This window comes from Streptomyces sp. NPDC045967 (assembly GCF_056430495.1).
Map to the genome: position 1 here is coordinate 73,508 of NZ_JBWKLE010000023.1, position 23,793 is coordinate 97,300.

General features: G+C 70.6%; 23 protein-coding genes and 1 tRNA gene. 8 read left to right on the top strand and 16 right to left on the bottom strand.

The genetic code is table 11. The annotated features are described in order from the left end of the window. Window positions 1-179 precede the first annotated feature (179 nt). Together AC07FY_RS29830 and AC07FY_RS29835 are read left to right on the top strand one after the other, a co-directional pair. A complete protein-coding gene (locus AC07FY_RS29830) occupies window positions 180-1,127 on the top strand; it encodes a helix-turn-helix transcriptional regulator (protein ID WP_479012473.1) in 948 nt (315 codons plus the stop codon). A gap of 122 nt (window positions 1,128-1,249) precedes the next feature. Next, window positions 1,250-2,131 carry a dioxygenase family protein gene (locus AC07FY_RS29835; RefSeq protein ID WP_479012476.1) on the top strand — a complete coding sequence of 294 codons (882 nt, stop codon included), beginning with the start codon at window positions 1,250-1,252 and terminating at the stop codon, window positions 2,129-2,131. 365 nt (window positions 2,132-2,496) lie between these two features. Here the strand turns inward: AC07FY_RS29835 and AC07FY_RS29840 are convergent, their stop codons facing one another. The 3 genes from AC07FY_RS29840 to AC07FY_RS29850 all read right to left on the bottom strand — a co-directional run bounded on the left by AC07FY_RS29840 (window position 2,497) and on the right by AC07FY_RS29850 (window position 4,635). Further along, entirely contained in the window at window positions 2,497-2,808 is a 312-nt protein-coding gene (locus AC07FY_RS29840) for a hypothetical protein (protein WP_479012479.1), read from the bottom strand. Between the two features lie 106 nt (window positions 2,809-2,914). After that, window positions 2,915-3,805, bottom strand: coding sequence for a MerR family transcriptional regulator (locus AC07FY_RS29845; RefSeq protein WP_479012481.1), 891 nt, complete (start codon window positions 3,803-3,805; stop codon window positions 2,915-2,917). A 470-nt stretch (window positions 3,806-4,275) separates the two neighbouring features. Beyond that, the gene (locus AC07FY_RS29850; protein ID WP_479012484.1) at window positions 4,276-4,635 is read right to left on the bottom strand and encodes a hypothetical protein; all 360 of its coding nucleotides are present in this window, start codon (window positions 4,633-4,635) and stop codon (window positions 4,276-4,278) included. Window positions 4,636-4,760: 125 nt separating this feature from the next. Here AC07FY_RS29850 and AC07FY_RS29855 point away from each other — a divergent pair, with 125 nt between their 5' ends. Then, the gene (locus AC07FY_RS29855) at window positions 4,761-4,940 is read left to right on the top strand and encodes a hypothetical protein (RefSeq protein WP_479012487.1); all 180 of its coding nucleotides are present in this window, start codon (window positions 4,761-4,763) and stop codon (window positions 4,938-4,940) included. 571 nt (window positions 4,941-5,511) lie between these two features. Here the strand turns inward: AC07FY_RS29855 and AC07FY_RS29860 are convergent. Further along, window positions 5,512-6,354, bottom strand: a complete 843-nt coding sequence (locus AC07FY_RS29860) for a hypothetical protein (RefSeq protein ID WP_479012490.1) — start codon at window positions 6,352-6,354, stop codon at window positions 5,512-5,514. 502 nt (window positions 6,355-6,856) lie between these two features. Further along, complete coding sequence (locus AC07FY_RS29865) at window positions 6,857-7,312, bottom strand: DUF3592 domain-containing protein (RefSeq protein WP_479012493.1); 456 nt, start codon at window positions 7,310-7,312, stop codon at window positions 6,857-6,859. A gap of 271 nt (window positions 7,313-7,583) precedes the next feature. Here AC07FY_RS29865 and AC07FY_RS29870 point away from each other — a divergent pair, with 271 nt between their 5' ends. After that, the gene (locus AC07FY_RS29870) at window positions 7,584-9,155 is read left to right on the top strand and encodes an alpha/beta hydrolase (protein ID WP_479012496.1); all 1,572 of its coding nucleotides are present in this window, start codon (window positions 7,584-7,586) and stop codon (window positions 9,153-9,155) included. A 222-nt stretch (window positions 9,156-9,377) separates the two neighbouring features. Here the strand turns inward: AC07FY_RS29870 and AC07FY_RS29875 are convergent, their stop codons facing one another. The 4 genes from AC07FY_RS29875 to AC07FY_RS29890 all read right to left on the bottom strand — a co-directional run bounded on the left by AC07FY_RS29875 (window position 9,378) and on the right by AC07FY_RS29890 (window position 11,928). Continuing rightward, a complete protein-coding gene (locus AC07FY_RS29875; protein WP_479012499.1) occupies window positions 9,378-9,950 on the bottom strand; it encodes a snapalysin family zinc-dependent metalloprotease in 573 nt (190 codons plus the stop codon). A 440-nt stretch (window positions 9,951-10,390) separates the two neighbouring features. Beyond that, window positions 10,391-10,819, bottom strand: a complete 429-nt coding sequence (locus AC07FY_RS29880; RefSeq protein ID WP_479012502.1) for a VOC family protein — start codon at window positions 10,817-10,819, stop codon at window positions 10,391-10,393. Between the two features lie 98 nt (window positions 10,820-10,917). Beyond that, window positions 10,918-11,448 (bottom strand): DciA family protein, encoded by a 531-nt coding sequence (locus tag AC07FY_RS29885; RefSeq protein WP_479012505.1) that lies wholly within the window; start codon window positions 11,446-11,448, stop codon window positions 10,918-10,920. Window positions 11,449-11,631: 183 nt separating this feature from the next. Then, entirely contained in the window at window positions 11,632-11,928 is a 297-nt protein-coding gene (locus AC07FY_RS29890) for a hypothetical protein (RefSeq protein WP_479012507.1), read from the bottom strand. Window positions 11,929-12,071: 143 nt separating this feature from the next. Here AC07FY_RS29890 and AC07FY_RS29895 point away from each other — a divergent pair. Beyond that, window positions 12,072-12,145 (top strand) — tRNA-Met (locus AC07FY_RS29895). An 82-nt stretch (window positions 12,146-12,227) separates the two neighbouring features. On the opposite strand, the gene AC07FY_RS29900 is transcribed toward AC07FY_RS29895, so the two are convergent. Continuing rightward, window positions 12,228-12,848 carry a hypothetical protein gene (locus AC07FY_RS29900; protein ID WP_479012510.1) on the bottom strand — a complete coding sequence of 207 codons (621 nt, stop codon included), beginning with the start codon at window positions 12,846-12,848 and terminating at the stop codon, window positions 12,228-12,230. Next, window positions 12,845-13,129, bottom strand: coding sequence for a hypothetical protein (locus AC07FY_RS29905; RefSeq protein ID WP_479012513.1), 285 nt, complete (start codon window positions 13,127-13,129; stop codon window positions 12,845-12,847). The genes AC07FY_RS29900 and AC07FY_RS29905 overlap by 4 nt, the downstream gene beginning before the upstream one ends. Window positions 13,130-14,056: 927 nt before the next feature. Between AC07FY_RS29905 and AC07FY_RS29910 the strand changes: the two genes are divergently transcribed. The 3 genes from AC07FY_RS29910 (at window position 14,057) to AC07FY_RS29920 (ending at window position 17,253) form a co-directional block, all read left to right on the top strand. After that, window positions 14,057-15,109 (top strand): bifunctional DNA primase/polymerase, encoded by a 1,053-nt coding sequence (locus tag AC07FY_RS29910; RefSeq protein WP_479012539.1) that lies wholly within the window; start codon window positions 14,057-14,059, stop codon window positions 15,107-15,109. Beyond that, window positions 15,106-16,695, top strand: a complete 1,590-nt coding sequence (locus AC07FY_RS29915) for a DNA primase family protein (RefSeq protein ID WP_479012516.1) — start codon at window positions 15,106-15,108, stop codon at window positions 16,693-16,695. Before AC07FY_RS29910 ends, AC07FY_RS29915 begins: the two co-directional genes overlap by 4 nt. A 180-nt stretch (window positions 16,696-16,875) precedes the next feature. Beyond that, window positions 16,876-17,253, top strand: coding sequence for a DUF6009 family protein (locus AC07FY_RS29920; protein WP_257559655.1), 378 nt, complete (start codon window positions 16,876-16,878; stop codon window positions 17,251-17,253). A 262-nt stretch (window positions 17,254-17,515) separates the two neighbouring features. Here AC07FY_RS29920 and tpg read toward each other — a convergent pair whose 3' ends face one another. The 5 genes from tpg to AC07FY_RS29945 all read right to left on the bottom strand — a co-directional run bounded on the left by tpg (window position 17,516) and on the right by AC07FY_RS29945 (window position 23,549). Continuing rightward, window positions 17,516-18,073, bottom strand: coding sequence for a telomere-protecting terminal protein Tpg (gene tpg, locus AC07FY_RS29925; RefSeq protein ID WP_479012519.1), 558 nt, complete (start codon window positions 18,071-18,073; stop codon window positions 17,516-17,518). 3 nt (window positions 18,074-18,076) lie between these two features. Continuing rightward, the gene (gene tap, locus AC07FY_RS29930) at window positions 18,077-20,398 is read right to left on the bottom strand and encodes a telomere-associated protein Tap (protein ID WP_479012522.1); all 2,322 of its coding nucleotides are present in this window, start codon (window positions 20,396-20,398) and stop codon (window positions 18,077-18,079) included. A 126-nt stretch (window positions 20,399-20,524) separates the two neighbouring features. Next, complete coding sequence (locus AC07FY_RS29935; protein ID WP_479012525.1) at window positions 20,525-21,475, bottom strand: ParB/RepB/Spo0J family partition protein; 951 nt, start codon at window positions 21,473-21,475, stop codon at window positions 20,525-20,527. Beyond that, window positions 21,472-22,731: a ParA family protein gene (locus AC07FY_RS29940; protein ID WP_479012528.1), complete on the bottom strand. Its 1,260-nt coding sequence runs from the start codon at window positions 22,729-22,731 to the stop codon at window positions 21,472-21,474. The genes AC07FY_RS29935 and AC07FY_RS29940 overlap by 4 nt, the downstream gene beginning before the upstream one ends. A 170-nt stretch (window positions 22,732-22,901) precedes the next feature. Next, the gene (locus tag AC07FY_RS29945; RefSeq protein WP_479012531.1) at window positions 22,902-23,549 is read right to left on the bottom strand and encodes a ScbR family autoregulator-binding transcription factor; all 648 of its coding nucleotides are present in this window, start codon (window positions 23,547-23,549) and stop codon (window positions 22,902-22,904) included. Window positions 23,550-23,793: the final 244 nt, after the last annotated feature.

Consider the following 23,793-nt stretch of genomic DNA (forward strand, 5'->3'; position numbering starts at 1 on the left):
CAGACGCGGGTGAGTTACTGCGACATCAACAGAAGCGATCCGCCACGGTCGGGTCACGCGGTTCGACGGAACTTCTTGTGCCGTCTCGGCCCGTGGCCAGCCCCGGCGGCGGCCTTTGGTCTGGACCAGTGGGTGATCCGGTCGCAGACTGTTCCGATGAACCCGTTACGGATCACCCCGTGAGCACGCACCGGACCGGCGAGTTGCCGCTGCACCGGCTGGAGGTCCCGTTCCCGCACCTCCTGCCCTTCGCCATCGGATCCTTCGACTCCATCGGACCGCTCTCCCGCGCGAACTTCCCGCACCGGCACGCGTTCTACGAAATCGTCCACGTCACCGGCGGCTGCGGCGCGCACGTGCTCGACCTCGCCCACCGGCCCCTGGACCCGCCCCACCTGTGCGTGATCACACCCGGCCAGGTCCACCACTGGGAAGACGCCGAGGGACTCACCGGCCGGGTGATGCTCTTCAACGAGGACTTCCTCCTCTCCCATCCCGACGACGCCGCCACCCTGGACCTGCTGGCCGACCGGCCATGGCTGCGGCTGAGGGACCGCCAGGACGGGATCCCGGATCTGCTGGCGGAAATGGAACACGAGTACCAGACCCTGCGCACGGGGTACGCCGGGGTGCTGCGCGCCTACCTGCACATCCTGATCACCCGGGCCCTGCGCAACCGCGAGCCGGGTCCGGGGCGGGAAGCCGCGGCACCGGGACGTGCCGCGGAACTGGCCGCCGCGTTCACCCGCCTGATCGCTTCCCCGGGTGGTACGGACGCCTCCGTGGCCTCCTGCGCGAAGGAGCTGGGCGTGTCCGTCGGGCACCTGCACGCGCTAGTGAAGGAGGCCACCGGCCAGACCCCCGGTCGGCTGATCCGCCGCCGGCAGACATTGGAGGCCAAGCGGCTGCTGGCCCGTACCGACCTCACGATCCGGCAAGTGGCACGGGACACGGGCTTCGCCGACCCGGCGTACTTCTGCCGCTTCTTCCGGCGCGAAACCGGCCTGACCCCGGGGGACTACCGGGCAGCGAGCGGCGGCCCGGGAAGCAGCCCGCAGGGCGGAGGAATTCACCATGATCCCCGGATCCCGTCCATCGCGGCCGCCGCGGAGCAAACCGTAGGTTGACGCCGAGGGGTCCGGGCGAGCGGGTGCGCGCCTCCCGTCCCCGGGCCGCGCCCCACCGTGGCCCGGGGGCCCGGATCAGCCCATCGCCTTCCCCGCCCCACGAGTGAGAAGGAGTCCGACCCGTGCCCAGCTCTGGAGAACAGACCACCGACCCGTCACGGTCCGCGCCGCCGAACGGCGCCGCCCCCACATCCGCCGGCCGGCTGAGCCGCAAGAACTTCCTCAGGGCCGCCGCCCTCGCCGCCGGCACGCCGCTGCTCATCGGTGGTGGAGCGGCCCTGGCCCGTGACCAGCGCGGGGCCGGCGGCGCGCCCGGACTGACCCCGGCCTGCGACGACGGTGACCACCCCACCGTGCCCCAGACGGAAGGCCCCTACTTCAAGCCGAACTCCCCCCTGCGCACCTCCCTGGTGACCGCGTCCACCCCAGGCACTCGGCTCACGGTCAGCGGATACGTCTTCGGTCGGGCCTGCCTGCCCGTCGCGGGGGCCCTGCTCGACTTCTGGCAGGCCGACGTGAACGGCGCGTACGACAACACCGGATTCGCGTTCCGGGGCCACCAGTTCACCGATGCCCAGGGGGCGTTCCGGCTGGCGACCATCGTGCCGGGGCTTTACCCGGGGCGCACCCGGCACCTCCACGTCAAGGTGCACGCCCCGGGCAGGCCGGTGCTGACCACCCAGCTGTACTTCCCGGGGGAGCCGCGCAACAGCACGGACTCGATCTTCGACGCCCGGCTGCTCATGAACGTGCGTCAGAACGGCCCGGGGAGGGAGGGCACCTTCGACTTCGTCCTGGACGTACCGCAGACGCCGTCACCGTCCCCCACGGTCACACCCCCCGGCCCGAGCACCCCGCCCGGGGGAACGTGGGCGACGGGGACCGCGTACCGGACCGGCGACCGGGTCGCCTACGGCGGGGCGGCGTACACCTGCGTCCAGGCCCACACCGCCGTTCCCGGCTGGGAGCCTCCGAACGTCCCCGCCCTGTGGCGCCGCGGGTGAGTTGCCCGCCGCCCACGCTCCCGGGTAGGTCGGCGCAGAGGGGACTCCTCCGCGCCGGCCCCCGCGCGCAGGTCGCAGGGATGAGCGCGACGTGTTCTCCAGGAGGGCTGATGACGGGCAGTGCTGCGGCCAACGGGCCGACCCGCACGGCGACGTCCCGGCCGCTGCCGCGGCGTCCACGTCTCCAGGGAGCGTACGGTGACGACCATCGCGCGGAACTGGTCGATGACGGCCTGGTCTTCCGGGGTGAGTGAGCCGGGGGCATGGCCGCAGCGGCGGAAGCGTCGGATTGTCGGGCGATTTCCTGCTCGGGGTGGGCGGGCGTCTTGAGAACACGCGCGGCAGGTGGACGTGCAGGTACCCGACTACGACCTAGTGACTCGAGCGGAAGGTGCTCGGTGCCGGGCTACCGGCCGGGGAGGCGTACGGCTGGAAGTCGGCGCGGGGGTGATCGAGTGGGAGGGCGGGGTTCCAGGCGGTCGGGCACTGGGCGCTGGGCACGAACAGCGGCTGGCACAGCGCGGTAAGAGGCAAGAACGCCATGATCCGATGGCCTCCTCTCGTTGCTGGGGAATGCCGGACCAGCGGGTGATCAGGACGGCACCGTCAACCGTACGACGTCGTCCACCCGGTCCAGGAGCCGTGCCCAGCACCTGGATGTCGTCGGGCTGGGCCACGAGGCCGGTCTCTTCGTGAGGCTCGCGGACGGCGGCCTCGGCGAAGGTCTCACCGGCTCGACGTCTGACCCGATCGGTCGGCCACGTCAGTGCCAGGCACAGGCGATCAGCTGTCGGCGGAGTGGGCGTCGGCAAGGGCCTCGCCGAAGAGCCGCCCGGCGAGTTCCACGCAGCGCATCCGGGCAGGAGAGAAGTCGTAAGGCATCTTGGTGATCGCTGCGGCGGCACTCATCTCTGTGCCCTCCTCCCCTTTCAGGTCGGCGTCGTAAATCTCGAAGATCTTCTCCTCGACCGCGTCGAGACCAGTTGCCTCGATGGCCCGATTCAGGGCCATTTGGTGAGCGCATCGCTGTACGGCGAGCTCTTCGACGCGCGGGTCGTCGGGTTCGACGCCGTCGTCGAGGGCGGCCTCGGCCGCCTCAAGACGGTCCTCCTCGGCCCGCAGGTCGGGGTGGGTGGCCAGCACGATGAACGCGCTGGCCTGGATGGCGGCGCCCAGCGGCCCGAAGATCCGTTCCGTGACTAGCAAGGCGTCCAGATCGGAGGGGCGCAACGCGCCCGGGGGCAGGTGGCTGAGCCGGTCCGTGACCAGTTCGGAGAGCAGCCCCAGCGGGCTGCCCACCGCCTGCAGGCGCTGGACAGCCGCGCGCCGACGTTTGACGGCGGCCTCCTGCGCCGCCAAGGTTTCCTCCAGCCTGCTCAGGACCGACTCGATATCCGGGGCTTGGTCCAGGGCTTCGTCTCCGGCTTCGTCCCGGGCTTCGCCGAAGGCGGCCCGCATGTCGTCCAGGCTGATACCGGCATCAGCCATCTTGCGGATCCACAGCAGGCGGGTCATGTCGTCATAGCCGTAGCGGCGGCGGCCGTCCCCGCCGCGCTCTGGCTCCGGCAGCAGACCGATCTCGTGGTAGTGCCGGATGGCGCGTGGGGTGATCCCGGCGAACGCAGCGGCATCACCGATCTTGACCTGCCGGGGAGGCGTGAGGGAGGGGTACATCGCAGACAGAGCCTTTCGTGCTGTGGTGCCCCGACCCCACCACATGCCGCTACGGCATGTGCAACAACCCGATCCAGGTGCCACCGGAGCCAGGCCCTGGCTGCCGTCGGGACCGATCAAGAACGACGAACCATCCGGGAACGCAGAGCGACCACCGGCGGCCGGATAGCTCCCCGCCTGGTGGCCGCCGCTGGGGAATTCCCACTGACCGTTGACATACCGTGACCAAGGCGGATCCCGGCCCGCCAACCATCGCCCTCAAGATCCGCCAACCAGCTCCCTCCACCTGCCGGCGACCTGCACCGAAGAGAGCATCACCCGCCATCTACGATCCTCGGTCACACTGCGCCGATCCCGTTTCTGCAACGGGACTCCCCCAAGGGTGGTGGGCCGAATCGCCGAGGTTCCCAGCGCCGCACGCCAGCCGCCCTGCTCGGCGAGCTGTGGGAACTCACCTGGATGGTGCGCGCTCAGCGACCGGCGGCCGGTGCGTGGGGGACCGGCCATGCCGGCTTCGGGAGCCTGGGCGCGCGGTGCCTGTGGGCTTCGAAGGCGAGCCAGGCGGCTCCTGAGGCGACCGTCGTGAGGAACGGCAGCGCCCAAGCGGCCAGCTGCCAGACGGCCGCGACGTCCAGGGTGCTCACCAGTGCCGCCGCCGGAGCGGCGGCAAGGGTCAGCAGCAGCGTGATCCTGCCCCAGAGCGGCAGCCTGCGGCTCACCGCGGCGGTCGCGAGGCCCAGGCCGGCGCTCGCCGTGAGGATCACGGCCAGGGCCACAAGGGCGACGGCGAGGGCGACTATCAGGGCGAGGAGTAGCAGGATCAGGCCCATGTCGTGCCAACCTCCGGTCTCGTGGCGACCCGTCGCGAGGGCAGGCGGATCCGACTCCGCTGGTCCGGCAGGTTCACCGGAAGCCATACTGTCAGAGGTATTGAACGCGTTCAACGTTGCCTCCGGTGTCGCCCGTAGGCCCTGGTGTCAGCGGCAGCGTCCGGCGGTGGGGGGCGTGGCCCGAGGCCATCGAGGCCGTCGGCCGTCACGAGGCCAGCGGCATGTGGGGGCACTACGACCGCAACCACCAGGACGACAGCTGGTACGCCGTCACCACCGATCCGCTCGACCACTCGCTTCGTTGAACCGTGCGGCTCGGCAAGGGGCTTGGCTCGCGTCGGGTGCGCTGCCGAGCGCGAGCACGGGATCGGTGACCTGGTGGGTCACCCGGTAGGCCAGGACATCCAAGGCGGTCTCCAGCCATCCCCTCCCTGCGGCTTGGGGGAGCATGGGCCCGAGTGCCGTGGTGGACCACACGGGCAGCAGGTCGGTGCCGGTGAGCGGTCGGACAGCCGGCTGCGCAGACGTACCCGTAGCTGGGTGTGCGCACGGTGGCAGCCAGGACTTGATGACTTCGGCCGGCACCGGCACCGGTGTGCGAGAACGAGGGCGCGCTGGGGCCGGAAGTAGTGATTCTGAGTCCCTTCAGTCCCTGACCCGCTGTGCGGCCGACGGCAACCCCTGCCCGTCTCGCGCGGTCAAGGCCGGTCACCGGGTCACCGCATGACCGGGCCAAGGCGAGGAGCGTCGCCGCCTCGGCCGACGTGTACGGGCGCAGGCAACAGCAAGAACGCACCCGCGGGCGCAATGCTCCCCTCCTCGCTTCGCAAAGAGCCTGGGCGGGGCTTTCGGCTCTGTGGGGGACGGCGCGGTTCTTTACGGGCGTTCGAAGGCTTGGAGTGCAGCACCGATCGAGAAGGAAAGGGCACCCAGCAGTGTGCCCCAGTTGGCGATGTCGGTGTTGATCAGGCTTCCGGTGGCGGGTCGGGTGAATGCCGCCAGGGCGGAGAACATGAAGAGGGCTGAGCCGAACTGGTTCACCGCGACGATCCACCAGCCGAGGCTGCGTGAGCGGAGGCAGGGCCAGGGGCGATGACAGATCTCAGCGAAGGCGAGATGCCCGGAGATCAGGAACAACAGGCACCCGATCATGTCGGGGGCCCAGATGAGCCGGTTGGTCTGCTCGGCCGTGAGGCCCTGAAGGAAGGAGTCGAGAAGATTGATACCGAACACGAGCGTCCCTACGAACAGTACGAACGTACTCAGCCAGTCCAAGCGCATCGGCTCGTATCCCCACCACCTCCAGCCGGCCGCACGGAACGTACCCTCCTCTGGGGAGTGCCGTGGCGCGTTCAGCACCTGCAGGAGCGAGGTGTAGCCCCCGACGTTGAAGAACAGGCCGCCTGCGAAGTAGATCGAGGCGCTTTCCATCGCGTCGCCCGAGCCCAGTTGGGCCACGGCGGCCCCCAGGGCGAAGAGTGCTCCCCCGATGAAGAACGCACCACAGGCGAGGGCATTGAGCCTTCCAAGTCGCTCGAGGGTCCTGGCGTCGGCGGTCGAGGAGGTGGTGACGGTGCCCTTCGGACCCTGGACCACCATCGACCCACGCCTTCGCGCCTGCCGTGACTCCCACACCACCGTCTCGCCTCCCGGACGGTGCCAAGTGAGCCGGGTGGTGAACGGTCCTGCACCTTCGGCGCGCTGCTCGGGCTGCTCCACGAACCGAGCCTAGACCGGCGGACGGGGCCCGATGATCAGCGAAACATGCCCATCCCTCTCTGACGACACTCCGTGCTTGCACTCTGGAATCCGGATGGAAATAGGGATCCGCCCCGTGCATCCGTTCTGGACAGCGAAGACCATCAGCTGTTGGCGATCGGTGAAACCCGCCAACCTGCGCTGCCAGGCTCCGAGACGGAAACCCGCAGGTCACACTGCGAATCGCCCCGGAATCTGCGCAGATCCAGTGAGCAACACAATTCCGACTGGAACACGGCTTTGTCCTCGGGCCACCAGTCGCCGGGGGGCGTCCCGCCGGTACACCTGTGCCACGGCCGGCATCGCTGTCGCCAAGGCCCGGCAAACCACCGGCCACCGCCATGCCGTACACGTATGACAACCAACCCTCACCGGAAACGACGCCCCGGCAACGCGGTAACCAAGCCCGCCACGCCTGCATGCGCCCTACGGTGCTTCGCGAACGTCTTGCACGTCAGGCCCCTTACGACAGGCCCCCCAGGGCGAACCCCAGCCCTATCGCGACGAACAGCGCGCCCAGTGCGCTGAACAGCCACCAGAAGGCGGTGCTCTCGGCCGGGAGGGTCCAGCGGTACGGGTCCGCCCGGTCGTATCGGACCTCGACGTGGGCACCGACGGGAAGGGTCCTGTCCTTGGGGCGTGCGATGTTCGTCCTGGTTTCCATGGCGCGGCCGTCGCCCGTGCTCCAGGTGATGACCGGGTAGTACACGGTGGTTCCGACGCTCCGGCTGGTGCTGCCGGCGTCCGAGGCCGGCGCGATCCGGGTCTCCTCGAGACGGGTCACCACGCCCCGCGCAGTGCTGCCCTCCCTCAGCAGGAACCGCACGCGCCGGATCTTGAGGGAGGCGACGACGCCGATGACCGACCCCGCGGCGGTGAAGACCGATGCGAGGAGCAAGAGGATCTGGGAAGCAGACACAGGGGCGTCTCGATTCTGGAGCCGAGGAACTCCTGACAGCATGCCAGGGCGGCGATGTCCCCTTGGGGCGGGCGCGTGGCCGGGGCGGCCCTCGGCGCAGCCCCGGCGACGGTCTCCTCCTGGAGGAGGAGACCGGACCGGGCCGCAGGTCCCGGGCCGGGTGTGGAGGGGACCGGGGTCCTCGTGCGCTTGGGCGATGTGCCGTACCAGGGCGGGTTCCTAGCCTCGGGGCATGCGATCACACGAAGCGGACGATGCTCGAGAAAACCCCGTGACCACGGTCAGCCCCGCCGTACGCCGCGCCCTGGCCGTGGGCCTCGCCCTCGCCGCCTGCCTCACCTCCTCCCCCGTCCTGGCCATGGCCGCCGAGACCCCCGCCCAGGAGAGCTCCGGGCCCGGACTGGACCGGTACTACCGCCAGCACCTCGGCTGGGGCAGCTGCGTCAAGGGTCCCGACGACACCACGGGGCGGGATCTGGAGCAGGCGGGCGTGCAGTGCGCGGACGTGACCGTGCCCCTGGACTACGCCGACCCCCGCGGGCGCACGATCGCCGTGGCGATCTCCCGGCTCAAGGCCACCGACACCCGCCACCGCATCGGCGCGATCCTCCTCAACAACGGCGGTCCGGGCGGTCCCGCGCTCCAGTCCCCGCCGCAGGCCCGTGCGTCGATGAAGGAGGTCGGCGCGCGCTACGACATCGTCGGCTTCGACCCGCGCTTCATAGGGCGCAGCACCGCGCTGGACTGCGGCTTGCCCGTCGGCATGACCTGGCTGTCCGCCGGCACCGGCCGGGCGGGCTTCGACCGCCAGGTCGCCCTGCAGAAGAGCGTGGCGGACAAGTGCCGGGCCGCCGACGCCGCGGTGCTCCCGCACATCACCACCCGCAACACGGCCCGCGACATGGACGTCATCCGCGGCACGCTCGGCGAGCGGAAGATCTCCTTCCTGGGCTACTCGTACGGCACCTACCTGGGCACGGTCTACACGCAGATGTTCCCCGGCCGCCACGACCGGATGGTGCTGGACGGGGCGATCAACCCGAGCGACTACCGCCCCCGGCTGCTGAAGGGCACCGAACGTGAGAACGAGAAGGCGCTGTCCGACTGGGCCGCCTGGGCCGCGGGGCGCCACGACACCTACGGCCTCGGCCGCAGCCGCGCCGAGGTGCTCGCCGCCGTCGACCGCATCATGGCGGCGGCCGCACGCGGTCCGCTGACCATCGGCGCCGGCGCCGATGCCTTCCTGATCGACGACAGCCAGGTGCCGCTCCTCCTCTTCGCGGGCATCGCGGACGACACCGACCCGGCGCGGGCGTCGTTCGGCGAGCTGCTTTCCGTCCTGGCCGAAGCCGCGGAGGGCCGGCCGACGACGGTGCCGCCGATGCTCGTCCCGGAGCTCCGGTACGTGTTGCGCGGTGAGGGCGAGCCCACCGGCGCCCAGTCCGCCGTCATCTGCGGGGACGTGGCCGCCGCGCGCGATCCCGAGCTCTACTGGCGGGACATCGAGCGCAACCGCGCCGCGCACCCGCTGTTCGGCGCTCTGACCAACAACATCAACCCGTGCGCCTTCTGGGACTCGCCGCGCGAAGAGCCCACCCGGGTGCGGCGCGATGTGCCTGCGCTGATCGTCGCCGCCACCGGTGACCCGCGTACGACGTACAAGGGAAGCGTCGAGCTGCACAAGCAGCTGCCGAGCTCCAGGCTGGTCACCCTCGAGGGCGCCAACCGGCACGCCCTCTTCGGGCTCTACGGCAACGAGTGTGTGGACGACCAGGTCAACCGGTACCTGGCCACCGGCAAGCTGCCGGCGAGGGACCAAACCTGCGTCAAGCAGGCGGGGTAGCGGCCTGCGGTGCCCGCTTCCGAGTGCGCGGGCCGGCAACGTGGCGAACACCGGCTTGAGGTGGTCCTGCACGGTGTGCTCGAAAGACGCATGTGAAGTTGGATCGGCCCCGCCGAGCCTTGTGGATCCGGAGGCTTGGCGGGGCCGATGCGCAGGGTCGAGCCGCGATCAGGAGCCCCGTTCCGGCCGGGACACCGCACCGGCCCACCTGACGACCTGCGGTCAGGGGGCGTCGACGAGTACTCGGCCGTCGGTCGGCACGGTTGCCGCGAGCCCGTTCGCGTACGCGTTCTGCACCCGGGACCGCTCGGTCGCGTTGGGTACGGCGTTGGTGCAGGCCGTCCCGGCGCTGGACCCGGACATCAGCTGGGAGCACGGGCCCGGCTTGGTGTCCGGGAGGCCCAGGCTGTGGCCCAGCTCGTGCGCGGCGATGCGCGTCTTGTCGTACCCCTGGCTCACGGCCTGCGCGCCGAGTTCGACGCGCACCTGTCGACCAGGACGGACCGGACCGAGGGTGGCCTGCGGCCAACCGGTGGTGGCCACGATGACGATTTCGGCCCGGGTCCCGGGCGCGGCCTCCACCAGCCGGACGTTGCTGACGTTCGCGTTCCAGGAGGCGACCCCGGCCGCGACGGCTGCTTCCCAGCCGTCGGCCCGGCTGTCGTCGTAGCGGAGCGTCACTACTGCTGCGGTGGCATCGGGGATGGGCGCGGGTGCCGCGGTCGCGGCGGTCGCCGCCGCGAGAACCAGCGCGGCGGCGGATGTGCCGACTTTCAGCCAGGTACCCAGAGACATGTCGTTTTCCTCCATGCGTGGGGGGCCCGGCCCCTCGGCGGAGCCGGGGCGCTGGAGACGCCGCCACCGCCCGCCTGTGGCCCACGCGTTCGGACAGCAGCCCCTCCGGAGCCCTAAGAAGGTAGCCCCGCACCGCAGAAATTGGTCATGCACCTGCCAGCCAATTCCGGCAGGGACTCCAGCCGGTGCCCGGTCAGCGGGCGGTGCCGTCCACCGGGCCGCGCGGCCGCGCTCGGCGAGCGGGCTGTGGACGGCCGTGGCGGCGCGGCACGGCTTCCGCATGGCCCAGCCAGCGCCAGACGCCCCGTCGGCCCCGACCGGCGCAGCACGGCTGCCGTGTTCCTCTCACCAGGCCGCCACGCCGCGAACAGACCTCAAGCCGGACAAGCACCTCACCGTCCGTGCCCTGGAGTCGATCCGGGAGGACCTGTTCGGGGCCGTCAGTCGATGCAGAACTCGTTGCCCTCGATGTCGAGCATCGGGATGCACGCGTCGTTGCCGTCATACAGCGTCTGCACGTGTACCGCGCCGAGCGGGACCAGTCGCGCGCACTCGGCCTCAAGCGCAGCGAGGCGTTCTTCACCCACGAGTCCGGTGCCGACGCGCACGTCGAGGTGGACCCGGTTCTTGGCGGCCTTCCCTTCGGGGACGCGCTGGAAGTACAGGCGCGGGCCCACACCCGAGGGATCGATGCAGGCGAACCATGCGTCCTGCTGCTCAGGTGCCAGTGATGCCTTGAAGGCGTCCCAGGTGGCGAATCCCTCGGGTGGGGCCGGAACGACGTACCCCAACACCTCGCACCAGAAACGAGCGAGGCGCTCAGGTTCTGCGCAGTCGAAGGTGACCTGGAACTTTTTGATCGACGTCATCGGGCCACCGTATGGGCGCGTGCCGGCCCGTCACACCCCCCAACGTCATCCGCGAAGTCGAGGGCTCACATGTCGACGCGGTCCGGGTCTTCGAACGGTCAGCCGATGCGGACGGTGATCTCGGGGAGGGGGAGGTCGGCGAGGTTCAGCTGGAGTCCGGTCAGGGTCAGGTAGGTCTGCGTGTCGGTCAAGGGGGAGGTGGTGGAGGGCGCTTGGGTCTTCCCGCGCGTGCTCACCAGCAGGTACCAGCCGCCGCGCTTGTAGCTGCGGGAGGCGTCGGGGCGATCGCCGTTCGGGTTCAGGGTCCAGCCCTGGCGTTCCAGGTCGGCGCAGATCGCGTTGATCTCCGCCTGCGCGGCGGTCTGCTCGCGGACGGCCGACCAGCCCGTCCTCTTCGAGTCGGCGCCGGCCGCGACGGTCGGGCGGCCCTGTCCCGGTTCGAGACCGGCCGCGCTGACCGCGGTCCGGATCGCCTCGTCGACGGCGTCCCGTGTGAGGGGTGGTGACTCGGGTTCCGGGGTGGGCGCCGCCGTGGACGGGGAAGGCGTGGCTGCGGGCGCGCCCAGGTGGACACGCCCGTCGTCGTTGATCTGGATGTGGTTCGGCAGGGCCACGGCGGCCAGACTCACGATCAACATCGTGGCCAGCCCGATCCACACCCTCTTCAACAGCGCGTTCAATGTGAGACTCCCCCCGAGTGATCAAGCAGACGGAGTCTCACACATGGTGTGCGGCGCCCGGCGACCCCTCCCCGCCTCGCGCGGTCAAGGCCGGACGCCCGGTCACCGCATGACCGGGCCGAGGGCGCGGGTTCAGGCGTTCGCGTGGTGTGGGGCGACGGCTCGTCGGGGTGCGGCGTGCTGTGCCGGCTTGGTTCCCGGGGCTGCCTGGAGCCGGTGCAGCCACAGGGAGGCGGTGGCGAGGAGGCCGGTGAAGACCGCGAGGAGGAGGAGCGAGACCCACATCGACCGGGTCCCTGGATGCGTCCACGCCGTCCAGGCCGACGCGACAGCCCACAGCAGGAAGCCTGCCGTGTAGAAGGTGCGGACCCGACGCAGCTGCCGTACGGCCCGCAGGGACTTGAGGTGTTCCGTCGTGTTCGGTGCCATGCCAGCCCGTGTACCCCGGTCCGCGCCGTCCACCAGTCGAGGTGGCCTCCTTTTCCACCCCCTCTGGCGGCCGCGTTTCCGAGCACGCCAGCCGAAAGTGGTCGGGGGGTGGCCCCGGGGTGGCGTAGGGTGGGGTTCACCGACGCGGGGTGGAGCAGCTCGGTAGCTCGCTGGGCTCATAACCCAGAGGTCGCAGGTTCAAATCCTGTCCCCGCTACTGAAGGCCGAAGGGCCCGGATCTTTGCAGATCCGGGCCCTTCGCCGTATCCGCACGGGCGGATGGGCGAACGGGCAGGGCATCACGGCTTGCTCGTCGCCCGTGGCGACGCCTCTGGCACGCCGAGCGGTCGCTTGTAGTACCGCCAGGGGAACCAGCCCGCGCCTACGGGGATCCAGCCCTCTGCCTCCATCCGCCGGTGGCGGCCGCTCGAGGCAAGCGTGACCCGGCAGTGCTCCCACGGGCGGTCGGATGCCTCGACCTCGTGGAACAGCGCCCCGTATCCGACCAGATGCCAGCCTTCGCGTCCGGCCTCCGCCAGAGCGGCCATCTCGTTGAAGGCGGACAGGGGGCTGAGGATGCGGCGTTCGGCGGCGGCAGGGCCCCCTTCGGGCGGTCCCGCGGCCACGACGTCCGCGGCCTTGCCCGCGAAGCGCTGCTGGGCGGCCTGACGGCTGACTCCGAGGATGCGGCCGACGGAGTCCCAGCTGTGTCCGGCCGCCCTGGCCCCTTGGACGGCCTCGCGCAGCAGCCGGCTCGCCTCCTCGGCACCGACCCGCGAGGCGTCCACCAGACGCAGGTACCCGTCGGCATCGTGCTCCAGTGATGCGGCGAGCCCCTCGGGAGCGCCGAGAACGGCGGCCGCGATGCCCTCTCGGATACGGACGGCTTCCTGCGGGCCGAGCAGCGGCTCGGTGCTCATCGGCGTGCGCCGGCGAGGGGCTCCAGCGCGTCGAGGACATCGGCGTCGCGGCGTGCCCGGTCGGCGGCCGTACGGGCAGTGGCGCGAGCGACCGCTGCGCCCGTGGCGGCGATGAGCCCGAGTGCCAGCACGACCAGTGCGACCCGCCCGGTGGTGGTGAACCGGTCGGCGAACACCGTGGTCAGTGCGGCCAGAACCGCGGTCAGCGGGAGCAGCGCGATGGACGAGTGAGCGGGGGAGGAGACATCCGGCTGGGACGCCTCCGAGTACAAGATCGGCATACGTCAAGGAAACCTTGACGCGATCTTCGTGTCAAGGATTTCTTGACGTCGCTTGTCATCGACGCGCCCTGGGCAGCCGCGCCAGCCCCTGGCATCTTCCTCCGAAGCGCCGCGGGGCATGGGCTGCGGGACAGGGACGGAGGCCCGTCCCAGGGTCCAGGGCGCTCGCAGGCGGGGTGATGGAGAGGGGCGTGAGCGCCGGGTGGGTTCAGTCCCTGCGTGGGGGAGCGGGCCCCTCCCTCGGTGCTCCCTCCCCGCCCAGGGGCTGAAGGCCGGTTCGGACCCTTCGGTCCCTGTCGCTTCAGTCACTACAGAAACCTGCAGGTCAGGCGGGTGCGGCCAGGGACTGAGGGACTGAAGGGACTCAACTTTCTAGTTATGAGCCACATATGCACATCCAGGCTTCTTATATGCGCGCGCATACACGCACACGCATAAAGGCTGGAAGTAGTGATTCTGAGTCCCTTCAGTCCCTGACGTGCGAGTCTCAACGCTTTGACCTGCACTTTTGTCGAGGGACTGAAAGCGAAGGGACTGAACGGGTGGTTGCGGGTTCAGTACCTGGGGACTTATCGGGCATATCGACAGTTGCGGGGAGTTGGCGCGCCGGGATGCAGTGCGATGCGGTGGGTGCGACACGCCCGGGAAGCAACGGCGGGCAAGTTGAATCGGGTGTGGGCCTGGTGGGGTGGAGACTCAGGGACTGAGGGACTGAAGGGACTCAAGTCTCGATACAGCGGAGATCGAGCCTGACCGGTCGGTAGCTCTGCGGTAATCTCCGAGATAGTGAATCTTCAGTCCCTCTGGTCCCTGAGGTGCAGGGTCCGGGACGGGAGGAATCGTCCCTAACCGCGCGTCAAGGAAGAGCCAGTGCCCGTCTATTCCGAGCATCCGCCACAGGGCGTGCGTGGCGGGGCGGCGCTGGACGTGGCGGTCTGGATGGCCTCCCGAGGCTTTCCGGTGCATCCGCTGGCCCCGGGGACCAAGACACCGGCCCCCAACTGTGCCGACTGCCGGGGGAGCCGACACGCCCCGCAGGATTGCCCGTGCCTCGGGCAGGGACGGTGGTGCCACGGGTTCCACGCGGCCACCACGGACCTTTCCACGGTGCGCCAGTGGTGGGGGAGCGAGCCCGGATTCGGGATCGGGGTGTCCTGCGGTCCTGCGGGGCTCGTGGTCATCGACGTCGACGCCCACGCGACGGTCCTGCCCGACCGGCAGCGTCTGCTGCCCGGCATCCCCATCGACGACCGAGTCAACCTGACCGGACTGCAGAGCGGATTCGACACCTTGGCGCTCCTGGCCGCGTACCGTTCCCGGCCCAACCCCTGCGAGGACACCTCGACCCTGCGCGTGCGGACGCCGTCCGGAGGGATGCACGTCTGGTACCGGGCGCCGCGCGGCGGGCCGGGGTTCCGGTGTTCCAGCGGTTCGAGCTCCAAGGTGGCGCTCGCCTGGCAGGTCGACGTCCGGGCCGTCGGCGGCTACATCGTGGCGCCGACGACGCGGACGGACGCGGGGGTCTACGAGGCGCTGCCCGGGGCCCGGCTGCCCGCCGCGCTGCCGTTGTGGCTCGGCGCCGAACTCGTGCGTACCGGGCACGGGGTGGGAACGGTCCCTGCGCCACCGCCGGCGGCCGTACGCGGGCTTCTGAGGGCCTGTGGGGGCCCTGAGGGGGCCCTGGCGGGTCGGAGGCGCCTGAAGGCCGGACAGAGGCTGCTGGGGGCTCTGTTGGACGAGGTGCGGGCTTGTGGTGCCCTTCCTGAGGGGGCCGCGTTCAGCGAGAAGCTCAACCGGGCCTCCTTCACGGCCGGGGGGCTGGTCGCCGCGGGCCATCTCACCGCCGGGGAGTGCCGGGACCTGCTCCTGGAAGCCGCGGACCACGCACGACCCCACCAGCCGCGCCGGAACGTCCTCATCGTCGAGGCGGGGCTCCGAGCCGGAAGCGACCGACCGATCCACCCCAAGGAACGCCCATGAGCAGCGCCGGAAGCACGGGGTTCAACGCCCAGGCCGCGGCCGAACAGCTCGCCGCGTTCACCACGGAGGCCGCCGCGCCCGGCCGTCGGCTGCCCGCGCAGCAGAAGCAGAGCGGAGTCCTCCCCGTGACCGGGGGCGGCGCTGACGTGATCTCCTCCGGGCTGCTGCAGAACCTCACCGACCGGGGCAACGCCAAGCTGTTCGCGCACCTGCACCACAACCGGTTCCGGCATGTGGAGGGACTGGGCTGGTACGTGTGGGACGAGTACCGGTGGAAGCGCACCGGCGGGGAGAAGGCCGCGATCTGGGCGGCCGGTGAGATGGCCGAGGACCTGCCCGCCCACGACCCGCGCGGGTTGTTCACCGACCGGGAGCTGGCGCAGCACCGCAAGCGCGCCATGTCGACGTCGGGGGTGAAGGCCATGCTCACGCAGGCGAAGGCGTCGCCCGAACTCGCCCTGGATCCCGACACCCTGGACGGGGACAAGTACGCCCTGTGCACCCCGGCCGGCGTGGTGGACCTGCGCACCGGGGACCTGCACAAGCCCGATCCCACCCGGGACCTGCACTCCCGCGCCACGCACCTGGCGCCGGAGGCCATGCCCACGCCCCGGTTCCACCTGTTCCTCGACCAGACCTTCGGTGACGACGACAAGGGCAAGGAGATGATCAAGTTCCTTCATCTCCTGCTCGGCTACTCCATCACCGGTGACGTCGGCGGCCAGGTGCTGCCCTTCCTCTACGGGGTGGGCGCCAACGGCAAGTCGGCCCTGCTGGACGTGGTCATCAAGATCCTCGGGGACTATGCGGACGTGGCCCCGCCGGGCTTCCTGATGGAACGCGGCAAGTTCAACGAGCACTCCACCGAGCTCACGGAGCTCCACGGCCGGCGCCTGTTCGTGTGCAGCGAGCTCAAGCCGCACGACAAGTTCGACGAGGCCCGCGTCAAGCTGCTGACGGGTGGTGACCGGCTGAAGGCCCGCCGCATGCGGCAGGACTTCTTCAGCTTCGAGCCGACGCACAAGCTGTGGCTGCTGGGCAACCACCGTCCGGAGGTCGGCACCGGCGGCCACGCCTTCTGGCGCCGGATCAGGCTGATCCCGTTCGAGAAGGTCGTCCCCGACCACCGCAAGATCGACAACCTGGCGGAGGCGCTCGTCCAGGAGGAGGGTCCGGGCATCCTCCACTGGATGATCCAGGGGGCCAAGGCCTACCTCGCCGGCAAGCCGGCGCTGATCGGGCCGAGCGTGGTCCGTACGGCCACCCAGGCGTACGCCACGACCGAGGACCACATCGGACGGTTCCTGGCCGAGTGCTGCACCACGGGGGCGGACCTTCCCGATCCGCGTGACCTGAAGGTCGAGCAGGGGGCCCTCTACCGGGCCTACAGTGCCTGGTGTCTCGACGGTGAGGGCCTGCGTCCCGCGACCACCCGCGCGTTCGCCACACGGATCCGCGCCGAGGTGGGTGTCGCCTCGCCGAATGAGATGCTCCGTTCGAACGGGCAGAAGTTCTACCCCGGCCTGGCCCTCCTCGCCGATGACGAGCCGACGCCGCGCGAGGCGAACAGGGCAGGCTCGAACTGACCGGCCGACGTGTGCCTCCGCCCCGGGGCGGGCACGCCTACGATGGACAAGGACGATGAACAGACCCACCAGCCGGTCGTGGCCCGCGGGGCCCGGCCGCATACCGGAGTCGGCGCCGTGCGCGGCGTGGAGGAACCAGGGGCCCGGAAGGGCCGACGTGAACGAGGAAGGACCCAGGCCATGAGCTCGCTACTGACAGCAAGCGATCTCGCCCACGAGGACAAAGTGGTGTGGCTGGAGGATCCCGAAGAGCTCGACTACGTGCGCCAGGCCCTGGACAAGACCCCGCGCCGCCGGGGGAAGCCGCGCTACCACCGTGACGGGCGCATGATCGGCTTCACCGAGCTCGGGGACACGGCGGAGGCGGACCCGGACAGCGGTCTGCAGAAGCGCCGCGTCTTCTACCTGCTGCCGCACGACCGGGACGCCGAGCCGCACGGTCTGTACCGGGAGGGCGCGCCGGGTGAGGCCGTGGATCCGCGGACGATCGAGCCGCGGCAGGTGGGCAGGAAGACCGAGCGCTCGCAGCGGGGCCTGTCGACGCCGACTGTTGCCTGAGAGGGATGGTTTTCGGTCCCTCTGGTCCCTGTAGTACCTCCCTCCTGGCCCCCGCAGTCCCTCTGGGAGCTGTGGAACCTCTCGGAGCTCCGGGTTCGGACTTCGGTCCCTTCGGTCCCTCATGGGTGCCTTCGGTCCCTCGGGGGGGGCTTCGGTCCTTCGGGGTGGCCGGGAAGTGTTCGAAGGTAATGGCGAAATTCGGTCCCTTGAGTCCCTTCGGTCACTTCGCTTTCCGGGCACTTCGGGTAATTCGGTCGCTGGCTCAGAAGGCGAAGTCGACGTAGTCGATGTCCGTGAACTCGACCAGGAGGCTCGTCGCGCGGGCTCCGTTGTCCTTGAAGTAGACCTCCTGGAGGGCTTCCGCGGCGATCTGGCGCAGCCGGGGTTCGGCGGCGCCGGCTTCCTGGGCGGCGAAGAGGCGGGCCGCGTACTCCGGGGGCAGGTGCTGGGTGATGCGGCGCATGCGGCCGTCGTCGGTCGTGCCCGGGGCGGCGGTGAAGCCGAAGCGGGCGCGGGTCTCCATGACGAGGCCGGTGGTGGTCGCGGCCCTGTCCCGGGCGCGCTTGCGGACCAGGGGCTGCCAGCGCCGCCGTACCTCGGTCTCCAGGCGGGCGGCGAGGTCGGGCTTGGGCTGCCGGATCTGGTTCTTGACGTACCGCTCGACCGTGCGCTGGGAGATGCCGAGGGCCGCGGCCACGGCTCTGGTGGTCTTCAGCTGTTTCACCAGGAAGCGCATCTGCGCGCCCGCCGACCGGGGGATCGGGCGGGTGAAGTGCAGGGTGTCGGCCTTGGTGAGGCTGTCGGAGATGTCGTCTGGCATGGGTTACTCGCCGTCTGCCGCTGCGTCGTGGCCCTTGATGTGGCGGGCGGGGTTGAGGTGTTCGTCGAGCATCTGGACGGCCCACAGGAGACTCTGGGTTCCCTCGTGCTTGACCATGCCGGGGCTGACGCCGATGCGGAAGCCGCCGGGGACGGGCTTGCCCTCGGGGGTGCGGGGGAGGAAGTCCAGGGGGCTGGGGCCGTCGGAGAGGTAGACGGCGCAGTCCGAGAGGACCGCGATGGGGTGCAGGCCCGCGGTGGTGGCGAGCTTGTTCATCTTGCGGTGCATGTTGACGCGGGCGGTGGCGATGACCGCGGCCCGGATGTCGGGGCGCCAGGTGGGGCGTTCGAGGGCGGGCCACCGCTCGCCGGGACGGTAGCCGGCGCCCTGGGGGCGCTCGCGGAGTTTGCCGATGCCGCCCTTGACGGTGGACTTGATCGCCGACAGGACGGCGGCGGGGACCGGGCTGTCGTGTTCTGACCGGGCCGCCATCGCCTGGAGGAACTCCTCCTCGGTCAGGGCCGGGGTGATGCCGAGGTCCGCCATCGTCGCCATGTAGGCGTCGCGGAGGCGGGTGTACCAGGCGTCGAGGTAGGGGCCGTGGTCGAGGCGGAGCCATGCCTCGGTGGGGTGGACGTCGAAGCCGAGCTCACGTGCGTAGGCGAGGGTCGGGGTGGCGTACCAGGCGGGGCCGGTGGGGGCCTTGCCGTGGGGGGTGAACGGGCTCGGCAGGCGGGGGTCGAGGGGGATCGAGGAGAGGTCGGCCAGCCAGCAGCCGGGGGTCTTGGGGTCGAAGCGGGGGCTCGTACGGTGCGTCGCGGGGCCCAGGCCGACGGTGAGGCGGTTCGCGGCGGCGGCGAAGGCCATGTTCACGTCGATGCCGACGGCGTGGGTGCGGGCGCATTCGGCGTCGGTGAGGAGCTCCGGGTCGCGGATCCAGTCGTACGCCTCCTCGTCCAGGACCTGGTCCGGGGTGCGCTGGTGGGACCGGGGGTAGAGGGCGGCGACCACCGGGTGCTCGTCGGGGGCCTCAGGGGGAGCGGGGTCGACAGGCCGGGTGAGGGAACCGGCGACGGGGGCGGACTCCCAGGCGTTGGTCTGGGGGTTGCGGGCAGCGCGGGTGGGGGGACGCAGGGCCGTCATGAGTTCGAGGCCGGTGACGGCGGTGGAGCCGCGGGGGGTGAGGACGCGGGTGGCGTAGGTGGTGAGGAGCGCGGCGAGTTCGGGGGCCGGCAGGTCGGCGGTGTCCTCACCCCAGGCGCGGGGGTCGAGGGCGCCCCAGGGGAGGACCGCGAGCTGGACGCACTGGCGGCCGGTGGTGGGGGTCGCCGGCCGGTAGATGCGGGCCCAGGGGCCGAAGCCGCGGCGGGTGAGCTGCCACTTGCTCTTGGTCAGCTGCTTGATGACCGGATGGTTGTCGGGGAGGCGGAGCCCGCGGCGGTCCTCGAGGGTGAGGGGGAGGCCGAGGCGTTCCGCGGCGGGGGCGGTGAGGACGAGCAGGGGGTCGCCGTCCCTGCCGTTGCGGTGCAGGCGGGGGGAGCGGAGGTTCGCGGTGGGGCCGAGGGCCCAGGTGATGAGGGCGGGCAGATTGTCGGCGGGGTGGTCGAGGAGGAGTCCGCCGGCGGTGTGCGCTTGGCCGGTGCCGTCCAGGACGGCGAGGGGGCCGTTGCCTGCCGGGGGGTGGGGTGGGGTGGTGGGGGTGAGGGAGGCGGGGGTGGGGGCCTGTGGCGTTGTTCCCCTACCCGCCCCTTCCCGAAACTGGGGCTCCGCCCCAGACCCCGGGGGGGAGGGGTGGGGCCGGAAGGTCGGGGCCGCCGCCTCCGGGTCCGGGGTGGGGGGTGCGTCGGTGCTGACGCCGTTAACGGCGTTAAGGGGGGTGGGGGCGGAGGTCGTCTCCGGGCTGAGGGGTGCGTCACTGTTAACGGCGTTAACAGTGGGAGCCGCCTCTGGGGTGGCGAGGACCTCGGCGTTAACGGCGTTAACGGTGGGAGCCGCCTCACGGGTGGGGGATGCGTCGGTGTCGACGGCGTGAAGGGGGGGTGTCGCGTTAACGGCGTTAACGCCGTTAACGGGGTGGAGGGTGGCCAGGCCCTCCAGGAGGCGGGCGTAGGCCGCGCGCTTGGGAGGGCGGGGGGCGGTGCGGCCGGTCTCCCAGGAGGTGACCGTTTCGCGGCGGACGAGCAGGGCCTTCGCGATCTGGTCCTGGCTCAGGCCCGCGGCCTCGCGGAGGCGTTTGCGCTCGTCCGGGTGCGGGAGCGGGTCCGTGGCGGCTTCTTCCAGCAGCGCGTCGACCGCTGCGAAGAGGCTTTCTTGTTCGTTCGGCATGGCTACCTCCGGGCAGCAGCCTATGCGAATCGCACCGCTGAACGCACATGAAACACACGTGGGGGCGTTAACGGCGTTAATGCCGTCAGCGCCCCCGGCGTGGGTGGTGCCTTTCGGTGCCCCGGTTCAGATGCGCTGCACGAGGAGTTCCGTGACGGCCTTCAGGTCCTCCGGGGTGAGGTGTGCCGTGAGGGCGTCCGCGATCGTCTCCGGGGAGAGGGTGGAGATGGTGATGCGGGGGTTGTTGGGGGTGGAGGGGATGGAGGGAGAGGGCGTGGGGGGCTTGGGGGTGGGGGCGTTAACGGCGTTAACGCCGTTAACGCCGTTAACGCCGTTGAGGGGGTGCGGCGTGCGTTGGCGGGGGGGATTGACCGCGTTGATGGTCTCTTCCGCGGCGGCCTCCTGGGCCTCCTGGGGGAGGCGGCCGATCCGGCGGGCCGGTTCGACCTTCAGCTCGCCGGTCTCGACCTTCTCCTGGAGGGTCGGGGTGAGGTTCAGGAGGGTCAGGCGCTGGGAGACCCAGGCAGGCGTCTTGCCGAGGCGTTTGGCCACCTGGGCCTGGGAGCCGTGGACGTCGACGAGTTCCTGGAGGGCGCGGGCCTGGTCCATCGGGGCCACGTCCACGCGGTGGACGTTGGCGATCAGGGCCGATTCGAGGATGTCGGCCGCCGACGCGGACAGGGCGTCGTTCACGTGGATGTGCAGCGTCTTGAGGCCGGCGAGCTGGGCCGCGGCCAGGCGGCGGTTGCCGTCGATCACGACGTATGGGGCGCGGCCGAGGCCGTCGGAGGCGCCCGGATGGGCCTCCATGAAGGCCATGCGGGTGGCCACGGCGAGGGGCTGGAGCTGGCCGCGGGCGATGAGGGACTGGGCGAGCTCGTCGATCTCCGTGAGGTCTTCGCGGAGGTTGAAGGGGTTGTGCGCGAGAGCTTCGATGGGCACCTCGGACGGGGGGACCACGCCGGAGGTGGGCGCCCCGGTGGCTTCCGCGATCGCGGCGCGGCGGGGGCTCACGCCGACCGGCTGGGCCCGGGCGAACGATGCCGAGACGCCGAGTTTGTCGGCCTTGCTGCTCATGAGATCTCCCGGGCGAGGGCGCGCAGGGCGACCGCTTGGTCGCCCTTGGGGGCGTAGACGAAGAGGGGCTGCTTCACGCGGACGGCTTCGCGCTGTTCCTTGAGGTCGGGAACGATGGCGACGACCCGGGGATCCTTTATGTCCATCCACGCCTGGAGGGAGGAGGTCGCGATGTATCCGCGGCGGCCGTCGTAGAGGTTGACGACGAGGCCGAGGTAGTCGATGTCGAGGCTGAGATCGTCGCGCAGGTCGTTGATCTGGGAGGTGAGCAGGTCGTAGGCATCCGCCGAGGAGTCCTCCGCCTGTACGACGATCAGCGCGCCGGAGGCGCCCGGCTGTTCGGTGTCGCGACGGCGCCCGTAGTAGATGGCGGCGTCCATGCTCAGGCCGAGGCTCGGGGGGCAGTCGACGAGGATCACGTCGTAATCGGACTCGACGGGGGCCAGGGCGCGTTCGAGGGCGGCTTCGCGGGCGCGGACGGTGGAGAGGCGGACGTCGAGGAGGAAGGCGTCCGTGCAGGCAGGGAGGATGTGCAGCCGGTCGCCGAAGCGGTCGTCCGCGATGGGGACGATCAGGTCGGACAGGGGGCCCTTGGCCTCGCCGGCCATGTGGCAGGTGAGGCTGTCGCCGCCGATCGGGAGCGGCTGCTGGCCCAGCTGCTTGGTGAGGTGGCCCTGGGGGTCGAAGTCGATGAGCAGCACGCGCATGCCGAGGCCCGGGAGGTCTTCCAGGTCCAGCGGGGTGGTGGGCGCCGGGTCCGGCTGCTGTTCGTCGTCGGCCGCGAGACGGGCGAGTTGGCGGGCGATGCGCACGGGGTGGAGGGACGCGGGGTCTTCGGCGAGGGCCTCCGCGGTGCCGGCGGTAATGGCGGTCTTGCCGACTCCGCCCTTCTGGTTGCACACGATGATGCGGCGCACGACGGAGGGCCGCTTGACCGTGGGGGCCGGGTTCAGCTCCAGCCAGAGACTGACGGCCTGGGCGAGTCCCTGGATGAGGGAGACCCCGCGGTGCTTGGAGTCGGTGCGGAAGGACTCCCACTGACCGACGGGGAGCCAGGTGGAGAACGATTCGGCGCCGGAGGTGTCGACGGGGGAGGGGGCGGAGGCGAGGGCGCTCCACTGGCTGATGCCCTGGTGGACGGCATCCTGGATGTCCACCCGCAGTTGGGCGGTGCGGATTTTCAACTCCTGCCGCAGCCACGGGGGGAGTTTGGAGACGACCTTCTCGCGGTCGCTCTGGGACGAGGGCGAAGTCATGGGAGGGACTTTACTAACGTTCAGGGGCGTGTGTGGGCACCACGCTTGGGTTTTGCTAACGAAATGGCGTGCTTCTGGTTCCGGACGCGCGACAGGGCGGCCTCGCACACGCCGTAGCGAGCACCCCCGTGGTTCACCACGGCGTATGCGAGGCCGCCCTGGAAACGCCGTCAGGCGGGCAGAGCGAGTTCGGCCCGGCAGGCGGGGGAGCCCGCCGGGTTGAACCAGGGGAGCCGGTCCGCGGGCACGATCCCGGGGAGCAGCAGGTTCCACAGGTCGGTGATCCGGGTGTGCAGGTCCTCGCGGCCGGTGCGGACGTGCGAGGTGACCTGGATGCCGGTGAACGCCCCCACCAGGAAGGTGGCGACGTCGTACGCGTCGAGCGAGGGCAGCACGTCGCCGCGCTCCTGGGCCGGCACCAGGCAGCCGTGGCAGGTGGCGATCCACGTGTCGTACGGGGCGCGGTCGGGGCGGGTGAAGGAGCCGAACTCCACGACCAGGCGGATGCCTGCCCGGATGCGGACGTCGGTGCGCAGACCGAAGGCCATCTGGTGGCTGAGGTCGATGACCGTCTGGAGCCCCGGGTCCTCAATGGCCGGGACCTCCTCGGAGACCTGGAACTGCTCGTCCATCAGGGTGCGGGCGAGGGCTTCCTTGGACTGGAAGTGGAAGTACAGGGCGCCCTTGGTGACTCCGGCGTGCCGGACGACGTCGCTCAGGCTGGTGCCGTCGAAGCCCGCGCGGTCGAAGGCGACGGCGGCGCCCTGCAGGATCGCCTGCCGGGTGATCTCCGCCCGTTCCTGCCTGGCCCTTGCCACGTGTGCACGTCTCCTGGTCGGGGTGGTGCGGGATCGGCTCCCGCGGGGGTCAATGTAGGCAGGTTGGCGTTAAAAAAACCAGTCGACAGGTACTTTTTGGCGGGTTGGGGGTGGGCTGGGGTGGATGGCGTTAACGCCGTTAACGCCGTTAGGGACTGTGTGATGTCGTGATCAGCTTCTGAGTTCTTCACTCTGCGCGGAGTGGGACCCGGTAGAACTGTGGTCGTGACCCGGAGGCAACTCA

Excerpts from the sequence above, each read along its gene's own strand:
- AC07FY_RS29845 (WP_479012481.1), bottom strand. The coding sequence starts at position 3,805 with ATGTACCCCTCCCTCACGCCTCCCCGGCAGGTCAAGATCGGTGATGCC.
- AC07FY_RS29850 (WP_479012484.1), bottom strand. The coding sequence starts at position 4,635 with ATGGGCCTGATCCTGCTACTCCTCGCCCTGATAGTCGCCCTCGCCGTC.
- AC07FY_RS29875 (WP_479012499.1), bottom strand. The coding sequence starts at position 9,950 with ATGTCTCTGGGTACCTGGCTGAAAGTCGGCACATCCGCCGCCGCGCTG.
- AC07FY_RS29880 (WP_479012502.1), bottom strand. The coding sequence starts at position 10,819 with ATGACGTCGATCAAAAAGTTCCAGGTCACCTTCGACTGCGCAGAACCT.
- AC07FY_RS29890 (WP_479012507.1), bottom strand. The coding sequence starts at position 11,928 with ATGGCACCGAACACGACGGAACACCTCAAGTCCCTGCGGGCCGTACGG.
- AC07FY_RS29900 (WP_479012510.1), bottom strand. The coding sequence starts at position 12,848 with ATGAGCACCGAGCCGCTGCTCGGCCCGCAGGAAGCCGTCCGTATCCGA.
- AC07FY_RS29905 (WP_479012513.1), bottom strand. The coding sequence starts at position 13,129 with ATGCCGATCTTGTACTCGGAGGCGTCCCAGCCGGATGTCTCCTCCCCC.
- AC07FY_RS29915 (WP_479012516.1), top strand. The coding sequence starts at position 15,106 with ATGAGCAGCGCCGGAAGCACGGGGTTCAACGCCCAGGCCGCGGCCGAA.
- AC07FY_RS29920 (WP_257559655.1), top strand. The coding sequence starts at position 16,876 with ATGAGCTCGCTACTGACAGCAAGCGATCTCGCCCACGAGGACAAAGTG.
- tpg (WP_479012519.1), bottom strand. The coding sequence starts at position 18,073 with ATGCCAGACGACATCTCCGACAGCCTCACCAAGGCCGACACCCTGCAC.
- tap (WP_479012522.1), bottom strand. The coding sequence starts at position 20,398 with ATGCCGAACGAACAAGAAAGCCTCTTCGCAGCGGTCGACGCGCTGCTG.
- AC07FY_RS29935 (WP_479012525.1), bottom strand. The coding sequence starts at position 21,475 with ATGAGCAGCAAGGCCGACAAACTCGGCGTCTCGGCATCGTTCGCCCGG.
- AC07FY_RS29940 (WP_479012528.1), bottom strand. The coding sequence starts at position 22,731 with ATGACTTCGCCCTCGTCCCAGAGCGACCGCGAGAAGGTCGTCTCCAAA.